This is a genomic window from Helicobacter jaachi, assembly GCF_000763135.2.
Taxonomy (GTDB): domain Bacteria; phylum Campylobacterota; class Campylobacteria; order Campylobacterales; family Helicobacteraceae; genus Helicobacter_C; species Helicobacter_C jaachi.
On record NZ_JRPR02000002.1, the window covers coordinates 19143 to 36668 of the forward strand.

Below are 17526 nucleotides of genomic sequence, written 5' to 3' on the forward strand. Positions count from 1 at the left end.
TGTATGAATATGTCAAATATGGCTTATAAAGGCTTTAATCCTCTCCAAACTCTGCTCTTTGCCTAAGGCTATTAGCACTTCGCACACGCCAATCCCCCCGCTTTTGCCTAAAAGCGCACAACGCAAAGTGGGCATAAGCTTGCCTATTTTTATCTGCTTTTGGCTCGCAAAATCATGCAGATAAGATTCTATATCTGCTACGCCCTCCCATGCTTTTGTCTGGATAGATAGTGTTTCATACAATGCTCCCAAAGATTGCAAAGCAGTGCTATCTAGCTTAGCGCGCATTTTTTCATCATAGGTTGTTGGAGGATTTAACACTTCTTGCAAGCTTTGAGTAAAATTTACAAGCGTATTGCACCGCTCTTTAAGCGCAGGATATAGAATCTGGCGCGATTTCTCACTTAATTTTGGTGCGCCAAATGCGCTTAAAAGCACTTCAAGCGCAGCATTATCAGTTTGCTTTATATAATGCTGATTAAGCCATAGGAGTTTATCCTCATTATATGCGCTAGGCGAGCTATTAAGCGCGTTAGGGTCAAAAAGTGCAAGCATTTCTCGCATGGAGAAAATCTCCTTATCGCCATAGCTCCAGCCAAGTCTTACAAGGAAATTTAATAAAGCCTCGCTCAAATAGCCCATTTTTTCATAATCCATAACGCCCATCGCCCCATCGCGCTTGCTTAGTTTCTTGCCCTGCGGATTTAAAATCATAGGCACATGAAAAAATCTAGGGATATCAAAGCCTAGCGCGTTATAGACGATAATTTGCTTGGGCGTGTTACTCAAATGGTCATCGCCGCGTATCACATCTGTAACGCCCATAAGCGCGTCATCAATGGCTACGACAAAGTTATATGTAGGGCTGCCATCGCTGCGTGCAATGATAAAGTCATCTAATTCTTTGGCATTAATGCTAATATGCCCCTTTACGCCATCATCAAATGTGATAGCTCCCTCAAGCGGGGCTTTTATGCGCACCACTGGCGCGACATTTTGAGGTGGCGTGCCGCTAAAATCTCGGTAGCGATTATCATAGCGTGGCGTTTGTTTATTGCGCTCTTGCTCTGCGCGCAGTTCATCAAGCTCTTGCTTACTCATATAGCAATAATACGCCTTTTTAGAATCTAGCAGCTGCTGAATGTATTGCTTATAAAGCCCAAAGCGTTGGCTTTGATACACCACTTCCCCATCATAGTCTAATCCCACCCATTGAAATGCCTCCAAAATGGCTTGTGTGGCTTCAATAGAGTTTCGCGCCAAATCTGTATCCTCAATGCGGAGTAAGAATTTCCCACCATTTGCGCGCGCATAGAGATAATTAAATAACGCCGTGCGCAGTCCCCCGATGTGTAAATAACCTGTGGGCGAAGGTGCAAAGCGCGTGATGATTGGCTTTTGTGCTGCTTTCATTAGCTTCCTTTGTAATAATCTAGATTCTATAAAAGTAAAGGCGTATTATAGAATCTAGATTCTATAAATTAGCTTGTAAAATGTCTTTGAAAAAGGCATGTTAAAAAGCAAGTTTAAAAGTGGGCTTAAAACGCGCTATTTGTCTCCTTAAATCTTTCATACTACAATTTTATATTTTTAAAAGCGCTAGATATAAATTTTTAAGGAGTAGAAAAGGAGCGGATATGTTTGTTATCACAGGAGGTGGGAGCGGCGGACATTTAGCCATAGCAAAGGCTTTAGCCGAGCAGCTCTATAAAATCAATCAACCAGCCATTTATATTGGCTCGCATATAGGGCAGGATAGAGCGTGGTTTGAGGGGAGTGAGCTTTTTAAAAAATGCTATTTTTTAGATTCTACAGGTGTGGTAAATAAGCGCGGATTAGGCAAGTTTAAGGCATTATTTAAGCAATTTAAAGCCGCTCTCTTTGCGCGCCAGATTCTCAAACAACATAAAGCGCAATGTGTGATTAGCGTTGGGGGATTTAGCGCGGGTGGAGCGAGCATTGGCGCACTTTTGTGTGGTGTGCCGCTTTTTATCCATGAGCAAAATGCCATTAAAGGCAAACTCAATGAGATTCTATCGCCCTTTGCTAAAGCCATATTTGGCAGCTTTGATACAGGATCTAAGCATTTTATTCGCACTTCTTATCCTGTGCGAGATGTATTTTTTGCGCACGCACGGGTGAGGGAGCATATTAGATATGTGCTTTTTCTAGGCGGCTCTCAAGGCGCTAAGGGGATAAATGATTTTGCGCTAAAAATAGCCAAAGAGCTATTACAAAGGGGCATTAGCATTGCTCATCAGTGCGGAGAGAGGGACTTTAGGCGTGTGAAGGAGGCGTATAAAAATCTTGGTATTTTGGAGCAAGTAGATGTGTTTGCTTTTGATAAAAATCTCGTGCAGCGCATAGAGAGGGCAGATATTTGCATAGCGCGTGCAGGGGCTTCAAGCCTATGGGAGATGAGCGCAAATGGGCTTATTGGCGTGCTTGTGCCTTATCCATATGCGGCAAAAGACCATCAGTATTATAATGCGCTAGCCTTTGCAAATGAGGGCTTAGGGCTAGTGATGAGAGAATCTGCGCTCAATGTGCCAGCGGTGCTAGATTTTTTTGATTTTTTAGAAAAAGTAGAGGGCAATCAAACGCATTTAGCGCAAAAATCCCGCCTTGTGATGAGTAAAATTCAGCCAAATGGCGCGCGCGAAATTATCGAGGCGATTAATGCTTTATTGCAAAAATCACAAGACTAAGGCTAATGCTAAGCATCACGCAAGCCACAATGCCCTCCAATATACGCCATGAGCGTTGTGAGCTAAAAAGCGGCGAGAGTGCATTTGCCCCAAATCCTAGAAGTGCAAACCATGCTACAGAAGCGCTAATGCAGCCAAACAAAAATATTGCTTGCGTGTGCGCACTCACGCCAATGCTGCCTAATAATACAATTGTGTCTAAATACACATGAGGATTTAAAAGCGTGATAGCTAGGGTTTTATAAAGGGTTTGTTTTAGTGTTGAATGCGTTTTTTGCACATTAATATTTAGTGCGTGGCTTGCAAATAGGGCGGATTTTAAAGAAGTGTAGCCAAGATAAGCCAAAAATAGCGCGCCCAAAATGGCTAAAAGCTTGCTAGCAAGGCTAGATTCTGAAAAAAGTGTGCCAAAACCTAGCACGCCTACACTAATTAAAACTACATCGCACGCCACGCATAGCGCACACACAGCAAAAGTATGCTCTTTTTTAATCGCCTGCTTTATCACAAAGGCATTTTGCGCGCCTATGGCACTAAAAAGCCCAAAGGAGATGAGAAATCCTTGCAAAAAATCTGGTATAAACATCTATTATCTCCAAATCCCACTTTAAAAATATATGCTTAAAAATGCTTGCGTCAAAAGGGCTAGATTCTATAAAATAGCGCTAGGGCGCATTGTAGCAAATCTTAAATAAACTCTGCTATACTTTTAGCGACCCTTTCATCTAGTGGCCAAGGATACCACCCTTTCTCGGTGGAAACGAGAGTTCAAATCTTTCAAGGGTCGCCATCTATACTATTAATTCAAATATTTTTAAGGACTATGTGTGAGATTAATTTCATGGAATGTCAATGGGCTGCGCGCGTGTATGAATAAGGGCTTTATGGAGTTTTTTAAACAAATTAATGCAGATGTATTTTGCATTCAAGAATCTAAAATGCACCAAAGCCAAGCAGATTTTAACTTCGCGCCCTATCACAGCTACTGGAATAGCGCGGAGAAAAAGGGCTACTCGGGCGTAGTGGTATTAAGCAAGCAAGCTCCTAGTAATGTCGCCTATGATATGGGCATCACTCATCATGATAAAGAGGGGCGCATTATCACCGCAGAATATGCTAGATTCTATCTTGTGAATGTCTATACGCCCAATGCCAAAAGGGAGCTAGAGCGACTAGAGTATCGTATGCAATGGGAAGATGATTTTAGAGCATTTGTGCGTAATCTTGCAAAGCATAAGCCTGTGATTATTTGTGGGGATTTAAATGTAGCACATAACGAAATTGATTTAAAAAATCCCAAAACTAATCGCAGGAATGCAGGCTTTACCGATGAGGAGCGGGGAAAAATGGGTGAGCTTTTAGGGAGTGGATTTATTGATACTTTTAGGTATTTTTATCCCACACTGGAGGGTGCATATAGTTGGTGGAGCTATATGGGCAAGGCAAGGGAGAATAACACAGGTTGGCGGATTGATTATTTTTTATGCTCTGCGAATTTGCAGCCATTTTTAAAAGATGCCAAGATTTATCCGCATATTTTTGGCAGTGACCACTGCCCTGTGGGGCTAGAAATTGATATCTAGATTCTATAAAATAAAAGGCTAGGGCTTTATGAAAGCAAAAATTATTAAACTGCTTGAGTTAAAGCAGCTCTATGGGCGCTATGCGTGCGGTGAGCATTACACGCATTTGCGCACAAACGCCCTAAAGCCGCTATTTGTGCAAAATAGTTTAGAATCTACTATCAAAAACTGCACGCTTTGCAATCGCATAAAGCACTGCAAAGAGCCAATTTTTGGCATTTTGCACCCTCAAAGCACATTGTGTTTTATTAGCGAAATCCCTCTTGTTGATGCGAGTGGACATTTTTTACAAAATAAAAGTGCGATTATGCTTCAAAACATTATCCAACGCGTATTTATGCTCCCACTTACAGCAGTGTCTATACTTTCGCTTGTTAAATGCGATGGGCTTAATCCGCATGTAGATAAAAGCGAGATACTCTCTTGTGTGGGATTTTGCCTTGCGCAATTACAAAAAATCACTCCAAAGGTGTGCATTTTGCTAGGCAATGAAGTCGCAGAGTATATTTTAGGGCGACATTTGGAGCGCGGACAAATTTTATGGCACAATAATAGAAATTTTTTGCTCACACATTCACTCAATGAGCTTGTGCGCAATCCCTCGCTAAAAACAGAGGCGCATACACATTTTCTCATCGCAAAAGGACAATTATGAAAGCTTTTTATCTTGCTCTAATTTTATGTATTGCATTTGTTTCAAATGCGCTTGCTAAAAGCTACATCATATCTCCACTTCCGCTCCCGCAGCAAGAGGTGCTTAATGTAAGCACAGATAAATGCAGCAATTCATGCTTGCTTGATTTTTTCACGCAAGGGCAGGTGTTTTCGTTTATCGCGTTTTTTGACACACATACAGATAATGTAGAGTTGCGTGCCAAACTTGCTGCAGTGCTTAATGATATGGGTATTTTTGAGCAAATGCTCCCCTCCACGCTGCAAAGTGGGGCAAATATTAAACTAGCATTGCTTATGCCTAAAAAAATCATTGGGCGATATTCTGCAAGCAGTATTGATACGATTTTAGCCTACCTTATGGCGCGGGGAAATGATTTTGTATTTGAGATTTTTGATACAGGCGATGAGAGCGGAGCTAATCTTAATAAAACTTATAAAAAAATTGCCGCGGCACATTATGATTTTGTCGTTGCTATCCTTACGCCAAATGGCGCACAAGAGTTTGTAAAGCTTGATATAAGTCTGCCCACCTACTTGCCAACTATTAACAAAAAGCAGATTCTATCCCACTCTATCCCGCAAAATCTTATCTTTGGCGGTATTGATTATGAAGCACAAATTGAGCTATTGCTCTCTTTAGCGGGTAATAAAGACATTGTCGCATATAATGATAGCAGTTATCTTGGGCGGAGTTTGGGCGAGATGCTAAGGAAAAAGACTAATCGCATTGTGTTAGAAGAGGTTATAGATTCTCAATCTGCTACTACATTTGCCCAAAAGCTCGCAAGTCATGAGCCAAAAATAGCAGATAATGTGATATTTTTTAACACGCCTGTGATTAAAACAGGGCTTATGGCTTCACAGCTCGCCCTCTCTAAAAAAAGCCCTGATAAACTTCTCTCCACGCAAATTAACTTTAATCCCGCGCTTTTGCTGCTTATTCAAAAAGATGATAGAAAAAATTTATTTATCACTAATGTGATTAATAATAAAAATGCGCATTTAGTGGAGTATGCTTCGCTGCTTGGAGGGGATTTGCGCTATGATTGGGTAAATTATTCAACCGCCATAGGTGTGGAGCAGCTCATTTCTGCATACATTAGCCAAAATAAACGATTTTTTGATGAGCGCGTAAAAGATTCTCAAATAGAGTATGTCAATAGAATCTACAAGAGCAATGCAAAAAATTTCTATGAGCAAAGATAGCCTATTTCCATTTAGCTTTGATAATAGCGCGTGCAAGGATTGCGGAGGCAAGTGCTGCACGGGTGAGAGCGGCTATGTGTTTGTTAGCATTCAAGAAATGCAAGACATTGCTCAAAGCTTGCAATTAAGCTTTGAGTCTTTTACGCTGCAATTTGTGAGGAAAGTGGGATATAGATTTTCGCTCATTGAAAAAAGCTATGAAAATGGCTTAGCTTGCGTATTTTTTGACACTCACACAAGGCAGTGTGGCATTTATGCGCATCGTCCCGCGCAATGCCGCAGCTTTCCATTTTGGGAGGCACATAGACATCTTGATAGTAAAGCCCTTGCGCTCTTAAGGCAGGAGTGCGCTGGCATTATCACTAAACAAAAGGAGTAGTATGAAAGCGATAAAAGCTCTAAGCGCGATATTAATGCTATGCTGTTTGGTTTGCGCAAGCTATGGGGCATTTGACGAGGATAGCTATCTTTTTGAAGCCGTTGAGCTAGAGGCGCAAAATCAATTTGATAAGGCAAGAGATACATATTTAGTGCTGTATGAGGAGACCAAAAAACTAGAGTATCTTAAAGAAGCTATTTTGCTCTCCTCCATGCTTGATAACCCTTCTGCTACGCTTGATTTTGCCAATGAATACATCGCAAAAGGCGGGGAGAAAGATATCACTATGCACAAAATCTTTTTAGATTCTTATCTTAAATTAGGTTTGAGTGAGCGCGCCTTTGAGGAAGCAAAAATTATTGCAAAAAGCGAAGATTCGCCTCTTTTAAATGATATTTTAGGCTCGCTTTATGCCTCAAAGGGCAAGTTTAAGGAGGCTTTGGAGTATCTTAATAAGGCGTATGAGCAGACAAAACTACAAGATGTGCTGCAAAAAATTATTACCATTTATCTTGCGCAATCTCGCCAAGATGAGGCGCTAAAGGCTTTAGATACGCATATTGAGCTTTATGGCTGCACAGGGAATTTTTGTAAATTTAGCATTGATGTGTATTCGCGCTTTTCGCAAGTTGAAAAGATTGAGGAGCTTTTTAAGCGTGCCTTTGAGAATGCTCCAACCATTGAAAACGCACAGAATCTTATTCTAATTTATGCCTATCAAAAAAAGTTTAAGCAAGCCTCCGACATAGCTGCGCAATTTCCTTTTAAACCAGAAGTGTTGCTAGAGCTTTATATCGCGCAAGAAGACTATCTGAATGCCTCTTTGCAGGCAAAATACCTTTATGAGGAGCATAAAAACCCCTATTTTTTGGCTCTAGAGCAGGTTTATGCCTTTGAGGCTTTGCACAATAAGCAAGATATAAAGCAAATAAAGCGCATTGCGACAAATCTCCAAAATGCGCTCACCCTTATGCGTAATCCTCCCAAAGATACACCTAAAGATAGCCGCGTTGATGTTTCATTGCAGCATTCGCAAAATAGTGAGATAGGCTTTTTTCTTAATTTCTTAGGCTACTTGCTTATTGATTATGATATTGATGTCAAAGAGGGCGTGGGGCATGTGAAAAAAGCGCTTGAAATCTCGCCGCAAAATCCTGCCTATTTAGATTCTCTCGCGTGGGGATATTATAAGCTTAAAGATTGCAGCGCGGCAAGAGAGCAGTTTAGCCTTATTCCTGAAGATGAGATAAAAAAAGAGCAAGAATTGCAAGAGCATAAAAAAATGATTGAAAAATGCGGACTTTAGGTAATTATAGAATCTAGATTCTATAGCATTATAGCATTGCCCTATACACTCATTTCATAGAGCCTTTTGCGCTCGCTTGAGCTAGCGATATTAAGCTGCTGGCGGTATTTGGTAATCGTGCGGCGCACCATTTTTAAATCAAATTTATCCTCCACCATTTTAAGAATTTTTAAATCACTCAAAGGCTTTTTCCTATCCTCATTTTTTACAAGGCTAAGGATAAAGTCCTTGATTGAGGCATTTGAAGTATCCCCATCAATGGCAGCTGTAAAAAAGCTTTTAATGGGGAAAATACCCCTATCGCACTCCAAATATTTATTAGCAATCGCGCGCGAAATCGTGCTAGGAGCATACCCCAAATCTTGGGCGATATCTTTAAGCTTCATAGGGCGGATTTCACCCCCCATAAAAAAATCATATTGATTTTCACGCAGTGCAATGGCGATTTTTAAAATCGTAGCCTTACGCATATCAAGCGCATCGACTAAATCCTTTGCCTCTTTTAATTTATTTTTTAAAAACTCCGCGCCCTCTCCTTTAATGCGCTCATTTTTTAACTTCTCTTCAATCAAAATCTTGGGATAATACGCATCATTAATAGAGACTTCAAGTTCATAAGTGGTATTTTTAAGACTATCATTTTTAATGCGCTCAAAAATAAAAATATCAGGGATTACTTCGGCTTCTCGCGCACCAAACTCAATAGCAGGGGGATTTTTAAAAGTTTTAATCGTTTTCATCACTTCATTATAAAGCGGATTATTTTTATATTTGCTATGATTATGCAAATCGCGTATCACACGCACTGCAAGTTCATAACACTCGCCTTCTAGCTCGGTATTATCAAGCTGGAATAAAAAAGATTCTATCACATCTTTTGCGCCCACACCATAAGGCTCTAAGTAAGCAAATCGCTTTCTTACGCGCTCAATCTCTTCTTCTTGCACGCCCATTTCTAGCGCTAACTCGCCCACTGCAATATCCAAATACCCCTCATCGTTAAGATTTTCTATAATTTTTAGCGCAATATTGCGCGATGTGGCTGTGGGGAAAAGTGTAGAATCTATTTGCTCCTCTAGCACTTCATAGAGGCTCTGCTCGCTAATGTATGCAGATTCAAAGCTTGTATTTGCACTCATAGAGCGAGTGGCTATGGATTTTTTATGACTTTTGCTTTGCAGGCTTTGTGTGATTTGGCTCTCCACACTCGCATAAGGATTAGATTCAGCTATGGCATTTAGTGTATCTTCAAGCTCCATAACGCCGCTTTGTAAAATGGGCAACCAGCTCTTAAGCGTAGTGGAAAGTCGCGCTTTGACATTGAGATTTCCGCGTAATTTGCCCCCTACACTCATGCTTTAAAATGCTCTCCTAAATAATATTTGCGCACCAATTCATTAGAATAAATCTCCTGCGCATTGCCGCTTGCTAGCAGCGCGCCGCTTTTAATCACATAAGTGCGCGAGCAAACCGAAAGCGTTTCGCGCACATTGTGGTCAGTGATAAGCACGCCAATATTCAGCTTTGTGAGTTTTAAAATAATATTTTGTATATCGCTCACAGCGCGCGGGTCTACCCCTGCAAAAGGCTCATCAAGCAAAATAAACTGCGGGTCTTTAATAAGTGCGCGAGCAATCTCTACGCGCCTGCGCTCCCCACCGCTTAGACTTACGCCTTTGCGCGTGCGGATAGGCTCGATATTAAACTCTTCAAGCATATTTTCAATTTTTAATTGGCGATTTTTCACATTTTTTATACTAATTTCAGCCGCAAGCATGAGATTTTCCTCCACGCTTAAGTCCTTAAAAATGCTTGATTCTTGGGGCAGATAGCCAATGCCTAAATTTGAGCGTTGATGCAAGGGGAGCTGCGTAATGTCATTATCATTAAGCATTACCTTGCCAGAGCTTGGGTGCAATAGCCCGCAAATCATATAAAATGTAGTGGTTTTGCCTGCACCATTTGGCCCTAAAAGTCCCACAACCTCGCCGCTTTTAACCTCCAAAGACACATCTTGCACAATTTTTGTTTTTTTAATATGTTTGCTAAGATTTTGTGCGTAGAGTGTATTCATAAGCTCACCTCATAGATTCTATCTTGTTGCCCTTGTGTTGGTGTGATGTGAATGCCTATGACATGGAAGCCGCTAGTTTTAAGCAAATTTTGCATATTATTATCCCCCCATTCTACAAAGTGCAAGCCCTCCTGCATAAGCATATCAAGTAAGCCTAGCTCGAGCATATCTTGTGGGCTTTTGCGATACATATCATAATGGTAGATAGCGCCATATTGCGCACTTTCATAGGCTAGTGCTAGGCTAAAAGTAGGGGATTGCACTTGTGTGGATTTATGCTTTTGTGTATGCTCCACAAACGCGCGCACAAGCGTTGTTTTGCCACTGCCTATCTCTCCTTGCAATAGCACAATATGGCCATTTTTTAGCATAGCCCTTAAGTCATTGCATAAAATATATAAATCCGCCTCTATAAGCCTATAATTCATCACTTCTCTCCCTGTGTGATGACATCTTTAATGCCTACACTATTATTAATGGCTTCTATGATGTTGCGATTTTGGACTAGGAATGCTTCCTTGGTATTTTTAGGCGTAGATTCTGTAACAGATTCTGGAGCAGATTCTGTGATTATAGAATCTGTAGAGTGAGGTGTAGCCATAGGCGCATCTTGCGCATTTAAAATATGCGGTTGGGTGGATTTTACATGTGTGGGCGGTGTAGATTCTGTAGGTGGCGCGGGATTAGCATTTTTGGCAACCTGCTCAATTTGTGTTTGCGTGCCAAAGACATCAGCCACTAGCGCTTTAATGATTTTAGCATGCTCTCTTAAAAGCTCTTTATCCGCACCTTGAGCCTTGCTCTGCCAGCGCAAAAGATGATTTTCAAAGCTCACAAAGCTTACATTTTGCTCAAAAACCTCGCCTAAGCGCATATTGCGGTCTTTGATTTTAGTGATGAGATTATTAAAGCGTATTTGCGCATTCATAGGCTCTTTAGCGGGTGTATGCGTAGTAGGCGCGCTTGTGTGGGATTGTGCTGCTTGAGGGCTTGGCGTTTGGGCAATATTTTGGGGATTTGTCATCTCTGTAGCAGGTGTGCGCGTAGAATCTTGCCCAAAAAGCTCGCCCTCAAGCTCCTCTATCATAGATTCTATATCTTTGACTTTGAGGGCTTCTTGCATTTTCATAGCGCATAAAAGTAGCACAAACGCTCCATCAGTATTAAGCCAAAGCAGGCTTTTAGATTCTGTAAGAATGCGCGCAAATCGCTCAAGCAGCAAGGGCGGAAAATCTACATCTTTTTGCAAGAGCTTATCTTTTAAAAAGAGCATCATTTCATCAATTATCATTTCGCATTCGTATTCGTAGAAAGTATCAAGGATATTTTGCATACTTTGACTATCTTTGCGCAAAATACTTTGAAAAAAATCACTCAATACTTGTGGGTCAATAACGCCTAGCATTTGGCTTACTTGCGCTACTTCAATGTGATTTTTGCAAAAAATAATAGCCTGCTCAAGCAGCGTTAGCGTATCGCGTAGGCTTCCTGCACCGCTACGCGCGATAATATCAAGGGCTTGAGGCTCATAGCTCACATTTTCTTTATTTAAAATATTAGCAATATGCTCTATGACTAGCCTATGGGAGATTTGCTTAAATCTAAAATGCTGCGTGCGGCTTAGAATGGTCGCTGGGAGCTTGAGCGGGTCAGTGGTAGCAAGGATAAATTTCACAAACTCTGGTGGCTCTTCAAGCGTTTTTAAAAGCGCATTAAACGCCTCTTTGCTTAGCATATGCACTTCATCAATGATAAAAATTTTATATCGTCCAAGGCTTGGGCGGTATTTTGTCTGCTCAATGACGCGCTTAATATCATCAATCCCGCGCGAGCTTGCTGCGTCCATTTCAATAATATCAATATGCTTATTTTGCAGAGCTGCTACACAGCTAGCGCACTCACCACAAGGCGTGCTAGTAGGTCCCTTCTCGCACTCTAGCGCGCGCGCAAAAATTCTAGCCGAGCTAGTTTTTCCGCTCCCACGCAAACCGCTAAAAAGATAGGCATGCGAGATATGTTTAGAATCTAGCGCGAGTGAGAGCGTTTGAGATATGGCATTTTGCCCCACTAAGTCGCTAAAGCAGGTAGGGCGGTATTTTAACGCTAAAGCAGTGGAGGACATTTTTACCTTTCCTAAGGCGCAAATGAGTTGCGCAAAATAAAGCGCAATTGTATAAAAAGATTCTACAAATTAGCTTGAAAATTTTAAATTTTACGCCCTATGATGCCCTCAAATAATTTTTAATTTTTTCATACGCTTCTTGAATGCGCCTAAATCTATCGCTATAGCTCTCAATGACCTGCTCATCTTGCCCAAAGACATTATCAGGGTGGTATTCTTTGGCAAGTTTGAGATAGTTTTTTTTCACAAGCTCAAAATCATCTTGATAATGGCACTCTAAAGTCATATAGCAGCCTCTAAGCACACGCTCTTCATCGGTGAGAAAGGAATCATCAAAGCTGCCTAGCCCACCGCGATTTTTAAAGCTATCATAATCAAAATCCAAAATCACATTATGAATGACCTTAAAGCTAATAAGATTCATTATACTTTCCCAAAAATAGGGCTTTGTGCTATCTAGATAAATCTCATCTCTATCGCAGCCCACATAATAGTCCTCAAAAATATGCGCGATATATCGCCTAGCCACGCTATTTGCCTTGTCCATTTTAAGCATAACGCGCTTTGTGTTAAGCAGGCGCAAAGAAATCTTAACGCGCTCTATGAGTGAGTTTTTCCCTACAATTTTAATGCGTATGGGGAGATAGGTAAAATCAAGCAGATATTTTAAATCCTGCAGCGGCTCCTCAATGGGGCTTTGCATAGAATCTGTGGTATCTAAATGGGGGGTATCTTTGGGCGGATTCTGTAAATTTTCGATGAGATTGTGGAGCTTTTGATGTTTTTCATCTTGCCCAAAGGCGTGATATGCCCAATTTACCAAATAGTCTTTCTTAAAACGTTCGCCATCATCAAGGATAAGCACCGTGCGCGACAAACGATAGCTTTTTGAAAAATATTTTTCTGCATAGGCTAATGCTTTGTGTAAAAATTCATTATCTTCTTCAACGGTGATTTGAATATATTTTTCTAGCAGCGTTACATTCATTCCTTGCACATATCCTTTGCATCTTTTACCTCTAGTTTAAGCAAATGCAGTTCCTAATCTTTACTCATCTTTTACAAGCGCGCTTATGGTTTTAAAAGATGTATGCGCGCTATCGCCTAAGATTGAAAATAAAATAGATTCTGTAGGTAGCACGCCAACCCCTTGAAAGCGCAAAAATTCAAGGGCTAAATGATAAGCGCTCTCTTTGCGCGAGCTTGTCGCATCAGCTGCAAGCAGGCATTTATAGCCCAAATTTTGCGCTTGCATAATGCTCTGTAATACACAAATATGGCTCTCTATCCCAAAAAACACCAAAGTTTTACGCTTGCTTTGCCCAATGTGTGCCTTTATATCTGCGTCATCAAATATACCAAAGCTTGTTTTTGCGAGTATGTGGGTATTTTGAGGGATTTTAAGAGTCTCTATCGTGCGCCCTAAGCCTTTGGGATACTGCTCTGTGATAAGTGTGGGAATGTCTAAAATATGCGCAGATTCTAATAAAATGCGTGTATTTTTAAGGATTTCATCGTGTCGCGCCATAGCTGGTAAAAGTCGCTCTTGCATATCAAGGCAGATAAAAAGTATTTTTTTTGCTTTAAGCGTCATCATTGCTCCTTGTGTTCATAGATTCTGTATTTTATAGAATCTAACCTTTAAGATGAAGTTGTAAGACCACGCATACTTTTCACAATTGCGATACAATCACCCTCGTATCCCGCGCAATGACTAGCTCTTCATTCGTTGGGATTACACACACCTTGACTTTAGAATCTGCAGTGGAGATAATAGCCTCCTGCCCGCAGATATTGTTTGCCTCCTCATCGAGTTTCACACCTAAAAATTCAAGCTGTTTGACAATCATACCGCGTATAAATTTTGCATTCTCCCCCACACCTGCGCAAAAACTCACCGCATCAACACCATTCATCGCCGCACAATATGCGCCCACATATTTCATCACACGATAGGCAAACGCATGGCGCGCAAGTTTAGCACGCTCATCTCCGCTTAAATCCGCATCTAATAAATCTCTAAAATCACTTGAAACGCCAGAAATGCCTAGCACACCAGATTTTTTATTTAAAATATTTAAAATACTTTGAATGTCTAAATCCTCTCTTTTAGAGATGTATTCTAAAATAGCAGGGTCTAAATCCCCGCTACGCGTCCCCATAATTAAGCCCTCCAAAGGCGTTAGCCCCATACTTGTATCCACGCATTGCCCATTTTTAATGGCTGAAATTGATGAGCCATTCCCCAAATGGCAAACAATAATTTTAGATTGCGCATAATTTAAGCCCAAAAATTCCGCTGTTTTTTGCGAGACATACTTATGGCTTGTCCCATGAAAGCCATATCGGCGCACTTTGTGCTTTTCATACCATTCATAAGGCACGCCATAAATATAGGCATGCGGGGGCATACTTTGATGAAATGCTGTATCAAAAACGACCACCATAGGCGTATCGGGCATTTTTGCTTTGCACGCCTCAATGCCCATTAAATGCGCAGGATTATGCAATGGCGCTAAGTCAGAGCATTCTTTTATGCGGCTAATGACATAATCATTAACTAGCACAGATTCTTTAAAAAACTCGCCCCCATGCACCACACGATGTCCAATAGCATGAATATCATCTAGTGATTTAATAACGCCATCTTGTTTATCTGTGAGTGATTGCAGCACTAACTCAACAGCTTTTGTGTGATTTGGTATATCCTCTCTACGCGCAAAGTTGCTATCATTTTTGCTTTTATAGTGCAATGTCCCGCCATCAATGCCTATTCTATCGCAAATGCCAGAGGCTAGCACTTCTTCTGTATAGGCATTGATAAGTTGAAATTTAAGTGATGAGCTTCCGCAATTCACAACTAACACATTCATGCTTTCTCCTTAAGGGTTAAAAACTTTTGTTATTTGGCTTGCAGGGCAGTGATTGCCACCACACCCACGATATCATCAGCACTACAGCCGCGCGATAAGTCATTCACAGGTGCGCTCATGCCTTGCGTAATAGGTCCATAGGCTTGGGCTTTGGCTAGTCTTTGCACGAGTTTGTAGCCGATATTCCCCGCATCTAAATCAGGGAAAATAAGCACATTTGCTTTACCTGCGACATTTGAGCCTTTGGCTTTAGAGGCACCCACACTTGGCACAATGGCTGCATCAAGCTGCAATTCTCCATCAATTTTAAGATGTGGGGCTAGATTTTTAGCTATTTGCGTGGCTTGGATAACTTTATCTACATCGGCATGGGCTGCACTGCCATAAGTAGAATGGCTAAGCATAGCCACTATGGGTTCATCTTGCATAATGGATTGAAAACTTTTAGCGCTTGATAGGGCGATATTAGCTAGCTCCTGCGCGTTTGGATTCTGACAAAGCCCACAATCAGCGAAAATAAAGTTCCCCTTAAATCCATAATCGCAATCAGGCACTATCATAATAAAAAAGCTTGATACTAGCTTAGAATCTGCTGCCACGCCCACAATCTGCAGCCCTGCGCGCAAGACATTTGAAGTAGGGTTTATCGCTCCAGCCACCATACCATGAGCTTTATGAGATTTAACAAGTGCTGCGCCAAAGTATAGACTATCATGAGTAAGCAATGTTTGGGCTTGGATTCTATCCATACCCTTATGGGCGCGCAGCGTAACGAGCAAATCTATAAGCTCATCTCTTAACACTTGCTCTTTGGGGCTAAAAAAGCTAGCTTTTTCTAGCGTTTGTGTGGGGAGATTATGAGCTTTAGCGTAGGATAGAATCTCATCTTTGTCCCCCACTAAAATAATATCTGCAAAATCTTTGTCTAAAATCTTTGCAGCTGCTTCTAGCGTGCGCACTTCTAGCGTTTCGGGCAAAACAATGCGCTTTTTATTAGCCTTTGCGCGCGCGTAAATACCCTCCATAAAGCCCTTATTCATAAGCTCCTCCTGTGTGTTTAATAACTTTCATCTTAGACTAAGTGTGTTTAATTTACACACAGATTAAAAAGTGAGCCACTTTTAGTGTGTATTTTTGATACAAAATATAAATTTTTCACGCCCCGCATACTAAAGTCAAAAAATAGGCAAAAAATTAAACTAAAGCGCGCCAAAGCAAGTGCTTATCTTAAAGCACAAAAATATCAAAAGGATAATTTTTCCCAAAAGATTTCAAGTCTAAATACGCATCAATGAGCTTATATTCACCCTTTGCATGCAAGCGATGGCGCTCTTTTGCCTTATCAATCATCTCAAGTTCAAACAAGACATAAAATAATGCCATTTCAGCCTTTTCATCATTATCTGCGCACTCCTCAAAGAATCTAATCCATTCATCAGGAGCAAATACGCCCTTACTCTCAATGGCATAATGGATATATTCCATCGTGTCAGTGCCAACATTTTTAAGGGATTGGCGCATATATTTAGCATCTATGGCTTTGGGGTATTTAAGGAAAATTTTAAACATCTCTTGCACAAGGCTTTGTGTAAGTGTGAGATTACAAATGCGTGCAAATAGTTTATCAAACTCCTTTGGTTCAGCATTTTTTAGGATTTCTAGCACGGCGTATTGTTTAAGCTCAATGGGATAATCCTCATCTAAGATTTGAAAGCCAAATTTATAATTAGCCGTAATTTTATTTTTTAGATTCTGTAAATTAAACTTATTATCCCTGCTTAAACGATAGCTTTTTAAATCCACGACATTTCCGCTCATCACGCTTTTATAATCCTCAAAGAGCGTATCAATTTTGCGATTAAAGCTCTCCATAGAATCTAGACGCGGCTTAAGGTAGAATCTCTGCAAGATTTTAGACAAATCACCAAAAGCCTTGCGCTTATAGACGCGGCTTTTTATGGGTTGATTAAGCGCTTGCTCATTAATTTGTGAAAGCAGTTTATCATAGTCATTTTTGCGATAATATTCCTCCAGCAAATCTCTCGCCCACACAGATGCAAAAAACGCTAGCGTAATAATAAAAAACACCAGCACAATGCACACAATCCACACCGCTAAGGGCAGTGTAAAGCTTAGAGAACTAAAAGGCAGCGCGTAAGTGTAGCTTTGAGATTCTAAGCTATAGACATATATGCCAAGCACAAGGGCAAAAAATATAGAAAACAGCACATAATATTTTAATTTCATCATCTCTCCTTTTTTTGCATTTTTTCAAACAGCTCGCGGCAATTAATGCAGAATTTAGCGTGAGGCTTGACTTTTAAGCGCTCTACATCGATTTGGTCATCGCACATTTCACAGATTCCAAAAATGCCATCTTTAATTTTTTGCAGCGCATTGCAGATTTCACGCACTTCATTATGATATAAATCAATCATACTCATTTCAAAGCTCCCTTGTAGCCTCGCTCCTACAATATCGCCCGCATCTTTATAGTGCGTATCTTGGATATGCCGAATGCGCGTGTTATTATTATCAATATTCTCACAAAGCTTACTTAAACGCTCACTCAAAAGCCTCTCAAAAAAACCATAATCCAT

General features: G+C 40.8%; 18 protein-coding genes and 1 tRNA gene. 7 read left to right on the forward strand and 12 right to left on the reverse strand.

Features of this window, described 5'->3' with window-relative positions; all coding sequences use genetic code 11:
- Positions 1-12: 12 nt before the first annotated feature.
- A complete protein-coding gene (gene gltX, locus LS71_RS03775) occupies positions 13-1413 on the reverse strand; it encodes a glutamate--tRNA ligase (protein ID WP_034352798.1) in 1401 nt (466 codons plus the stop codon).
- Between the two features lie 224 nt (positions 1414-1637).
- On the opposite strand from gltX, the gene LS71_RS03780 reads away from it, so the two are divergent.
- The gene (locus LS71_RS03780; RefSeq protein ID WP_034352800.1) at positions 1638-2708 is read left to right on the forward strand and encodes a UDP-N-acetylglucosamine--N-acetylmuramyl-(pentapeptide) pyrophosphoryl-undecaprenol N-acetylglucosamine transferase; all 1071 of its coding nucleotides are present in this window, start codon (positions 1638-1640) and stop codon (positions 2706-2708) included.
- On the opposite strand, the gene LS71_RS03785 is transcribed toward LS71_RS03780, so the two are convergent.
- A complete protein-coding gene (locus LS71_RS03785; protein ID WP_238700314.1) occupies positions 2677-3294 on the reverse strand; it encodes a LysE/ArgO family amino acid transporter in 618 nt (205 codons plus the stop codon). The genes LS71_RS03780 and LS71_RS03785 overlap by 32 nt on opposite strands.
- 128 nt (positions 3295-3422) lie before the next feature.
- Between LS71_RS03785 and LS71_RS03790 the strand changes: the two genes are divergently transcribed.
- The 6 genes from LS71_RS03790 to LS71_RS03815 all read left to right on the forward strand — a co-directional run bounded on the left by LS71_RS03790 (position 3423) and on the right by LS71_RS03815 (position 7857).
- A tRNA-Glu gene (locus LS71_RS03790) sits at positions 3423-3498 on the forward strand.
- 37 nt (positions 3499-3535) lie between these two features.
- Positions 3536-4291 (forward strand): exodeoxyribonuclease III, encoded by a 756-nt coding sequence (locus LS71_RS03795; RefSeq protein WP_034352803.1) that lies wholly within the window; start codon positions 3536-3538, stop codon positions 4289-4291.
- Between the two features lie 28 nt (positions 4292-4319).
- Positions 4320-4946 carry a uracil-DNA glycosylase family protein gene (locus tag LS71_RS03800; protein WP_034352806.1) on the forward strand — a complete coding sequence of 209 codons (627 nt, stop codon included), beginning with the start codon at positions 4320-4322 and terminating at the stop codon, positions 4944-4946.
- The gene (locus tag LS71_RS03805; protein ID WP_034352809.1) at positions 4943-6172 is read left to right on the forward strand and encodes a hypothetical protein; all 1230 of its coding nucleotides are present in this window, start codon (positions 4943-4945) and stop codon (positions 6170-6172) included. The genes LS71_RS03800 and LS71_RS03805 overlap by 4 nt, the downstream gene beginning before the upstream one ends.
- Positions 6159-6551 carry a YkgJ family cysteine cluster protein gene (locus LS71_RS03810; RefSeq protein ID WP_034352931.1) on the forward strand — a complete coding sequence of 131 codons (393 nt, stop codon included), beginning with the start codon at positions 6159-6161 and terminating at the stop codon, positions 6549-6551. Before LS71_RS03805 ends, LS71_RS03810 begins: the two co-directional genes overlap by 14 nt.
- Before the next feature lies 1 nt (position 6552).
- A complete protein-coding gene (locus LS71_RS03815) occupies positions 6553-7857 on the forward strand; it encodes a tetratricopeptide repeat protein (RefSeq protein WP_238700315.1) in 1305 nt (434 codons plus the stop codon).
- Positions 7858-7898: 41 nt separating this feature from the next.
- On the opposite strand, the gene LS71_RS03820 is transcribed toward LS71_RS03815, so the two are convergent.
- From LS71_RS03820 to dksA, 10 genes are all read right to left on the reverse strand, one after another.
- Positions 7899-9212 carry an RNA polymerase factor sigma-54 gene (locus tag LS71_RS03820; protein ID WP_034352812.1) on the reverse strand — a complete coding sequence of 438 codons (1314 nt, stop codon included), beginning with the start codon at positions 9210-9212 and terminating at the stop codon, positions 7899-7901.
- Positions 9209-9931: an LPS export ABC transporter ATP-binding protein gene (lptB, locus tag LS71_RS03825; protein WP_034352815.1), complete on the reverse strand. Its 723-nt coding sequence runs from the start codon at positions 9929-9931 to the stop codon at positions 9209-9211. The genes LS71_RS03820 and lptB overlap by 4 nt, the downstream gene beginning before the upstream one ends.
- Complete coding sequence (tsaE, locus tag LS71_RS03830; RefSeq protein WP_034352817.1) at positions 9928-10359, reverse strand: tRNA (adenosine(37)-N6)-threonylcarbamoyltransferase complex ATPase subunit type 1 TsaE; 432 nt, start codon at positions 10357-10359, stop codon at positions 9928-9930. Before tsaE ends, lptB begins: the two co-directional genes overlap by 4 nt.
- Positions 10359-12053, reverse strand: a complete 1695-nt coding sequence (locus LS71_RS03835) for a DNA polymerase III subunit gamma/tau (RefSeq protein WP_034352820.1) — start codon at positions 12051-12053, stop codon at positions 10359-10361. The genes tsaE and LS71_RS03835 overlap by 1 nt, the downstream gene beginning before the upstream one ends.
- Positions 12054-12150: 97 nt before the next feature.
- Positions 12151-13041, reverse strand: coding sequence for a J domain-containing protein (locus LS71_RS03840; RefSeq protein WP_034352823.1), 891 nt, complete (start codon positions 13039-13041; stop codon positions 12151-12153).
- 60 nt (positions 13042-13101) lie between these two features.
- Complete coding sequence (locus LS71_RS03845; protein ID WP_238700317.1) at positions 13102-13647, reverse strand: isochorismatase family protein; 546 nt, start codon at positions 13645-13647, stop codon at positions 13102-13104.
- Between the two features lie 79 nt (positions 13648-13726).
- Positions 13727-14926: an acetate/propionate family kinase gene (locus tag LS71_RS03850; protein ID WP_138109824.1), complete on the reverse strand. Its 1200-nt coding sequence runs from the start codon at positions 14924-14926 to the stop codon at positions 13727-13729.
- 29 nt (positions 14927-14955) lie between these two features.
- On the reverse strand, positions 14956-15966 hold the full coding sequence (gene pta, locus LS71_RS03855) for a phosphate acetyltransferase (protein ID WP_034352830.1): 1011 nt from the start codon (positions 15964-15966) through the stop codon (positions 14956-14958).
- Positions 15967-16153: 187 nt separating this feature from the next.
- Positions 16154-17173 carry an ABC transporter permease gene (locus tag LS71_RS03860; RefSeq protein WP_034352833.1) on the reverse strand — a complete coding sequence of 340 codons (1020 nt, stop codon included), beginning with the start codon at positions 17171-17173 and terminating at the stop codon, positions 16154-16156.
- A complete protein-coding gene (gene dksA / locus LS71_RS03865; RefSeq protein ID WP_034352835.1) occupies positions 17173-17526 on the reverse strand; it encodes an RNA polymerase-binding protein DksA in 354 nt (117 codons plus the stop codon). The genes LS71_RS03860 and dksA overlap by 1 nt, the downstream gene beginning before the upstream one ends.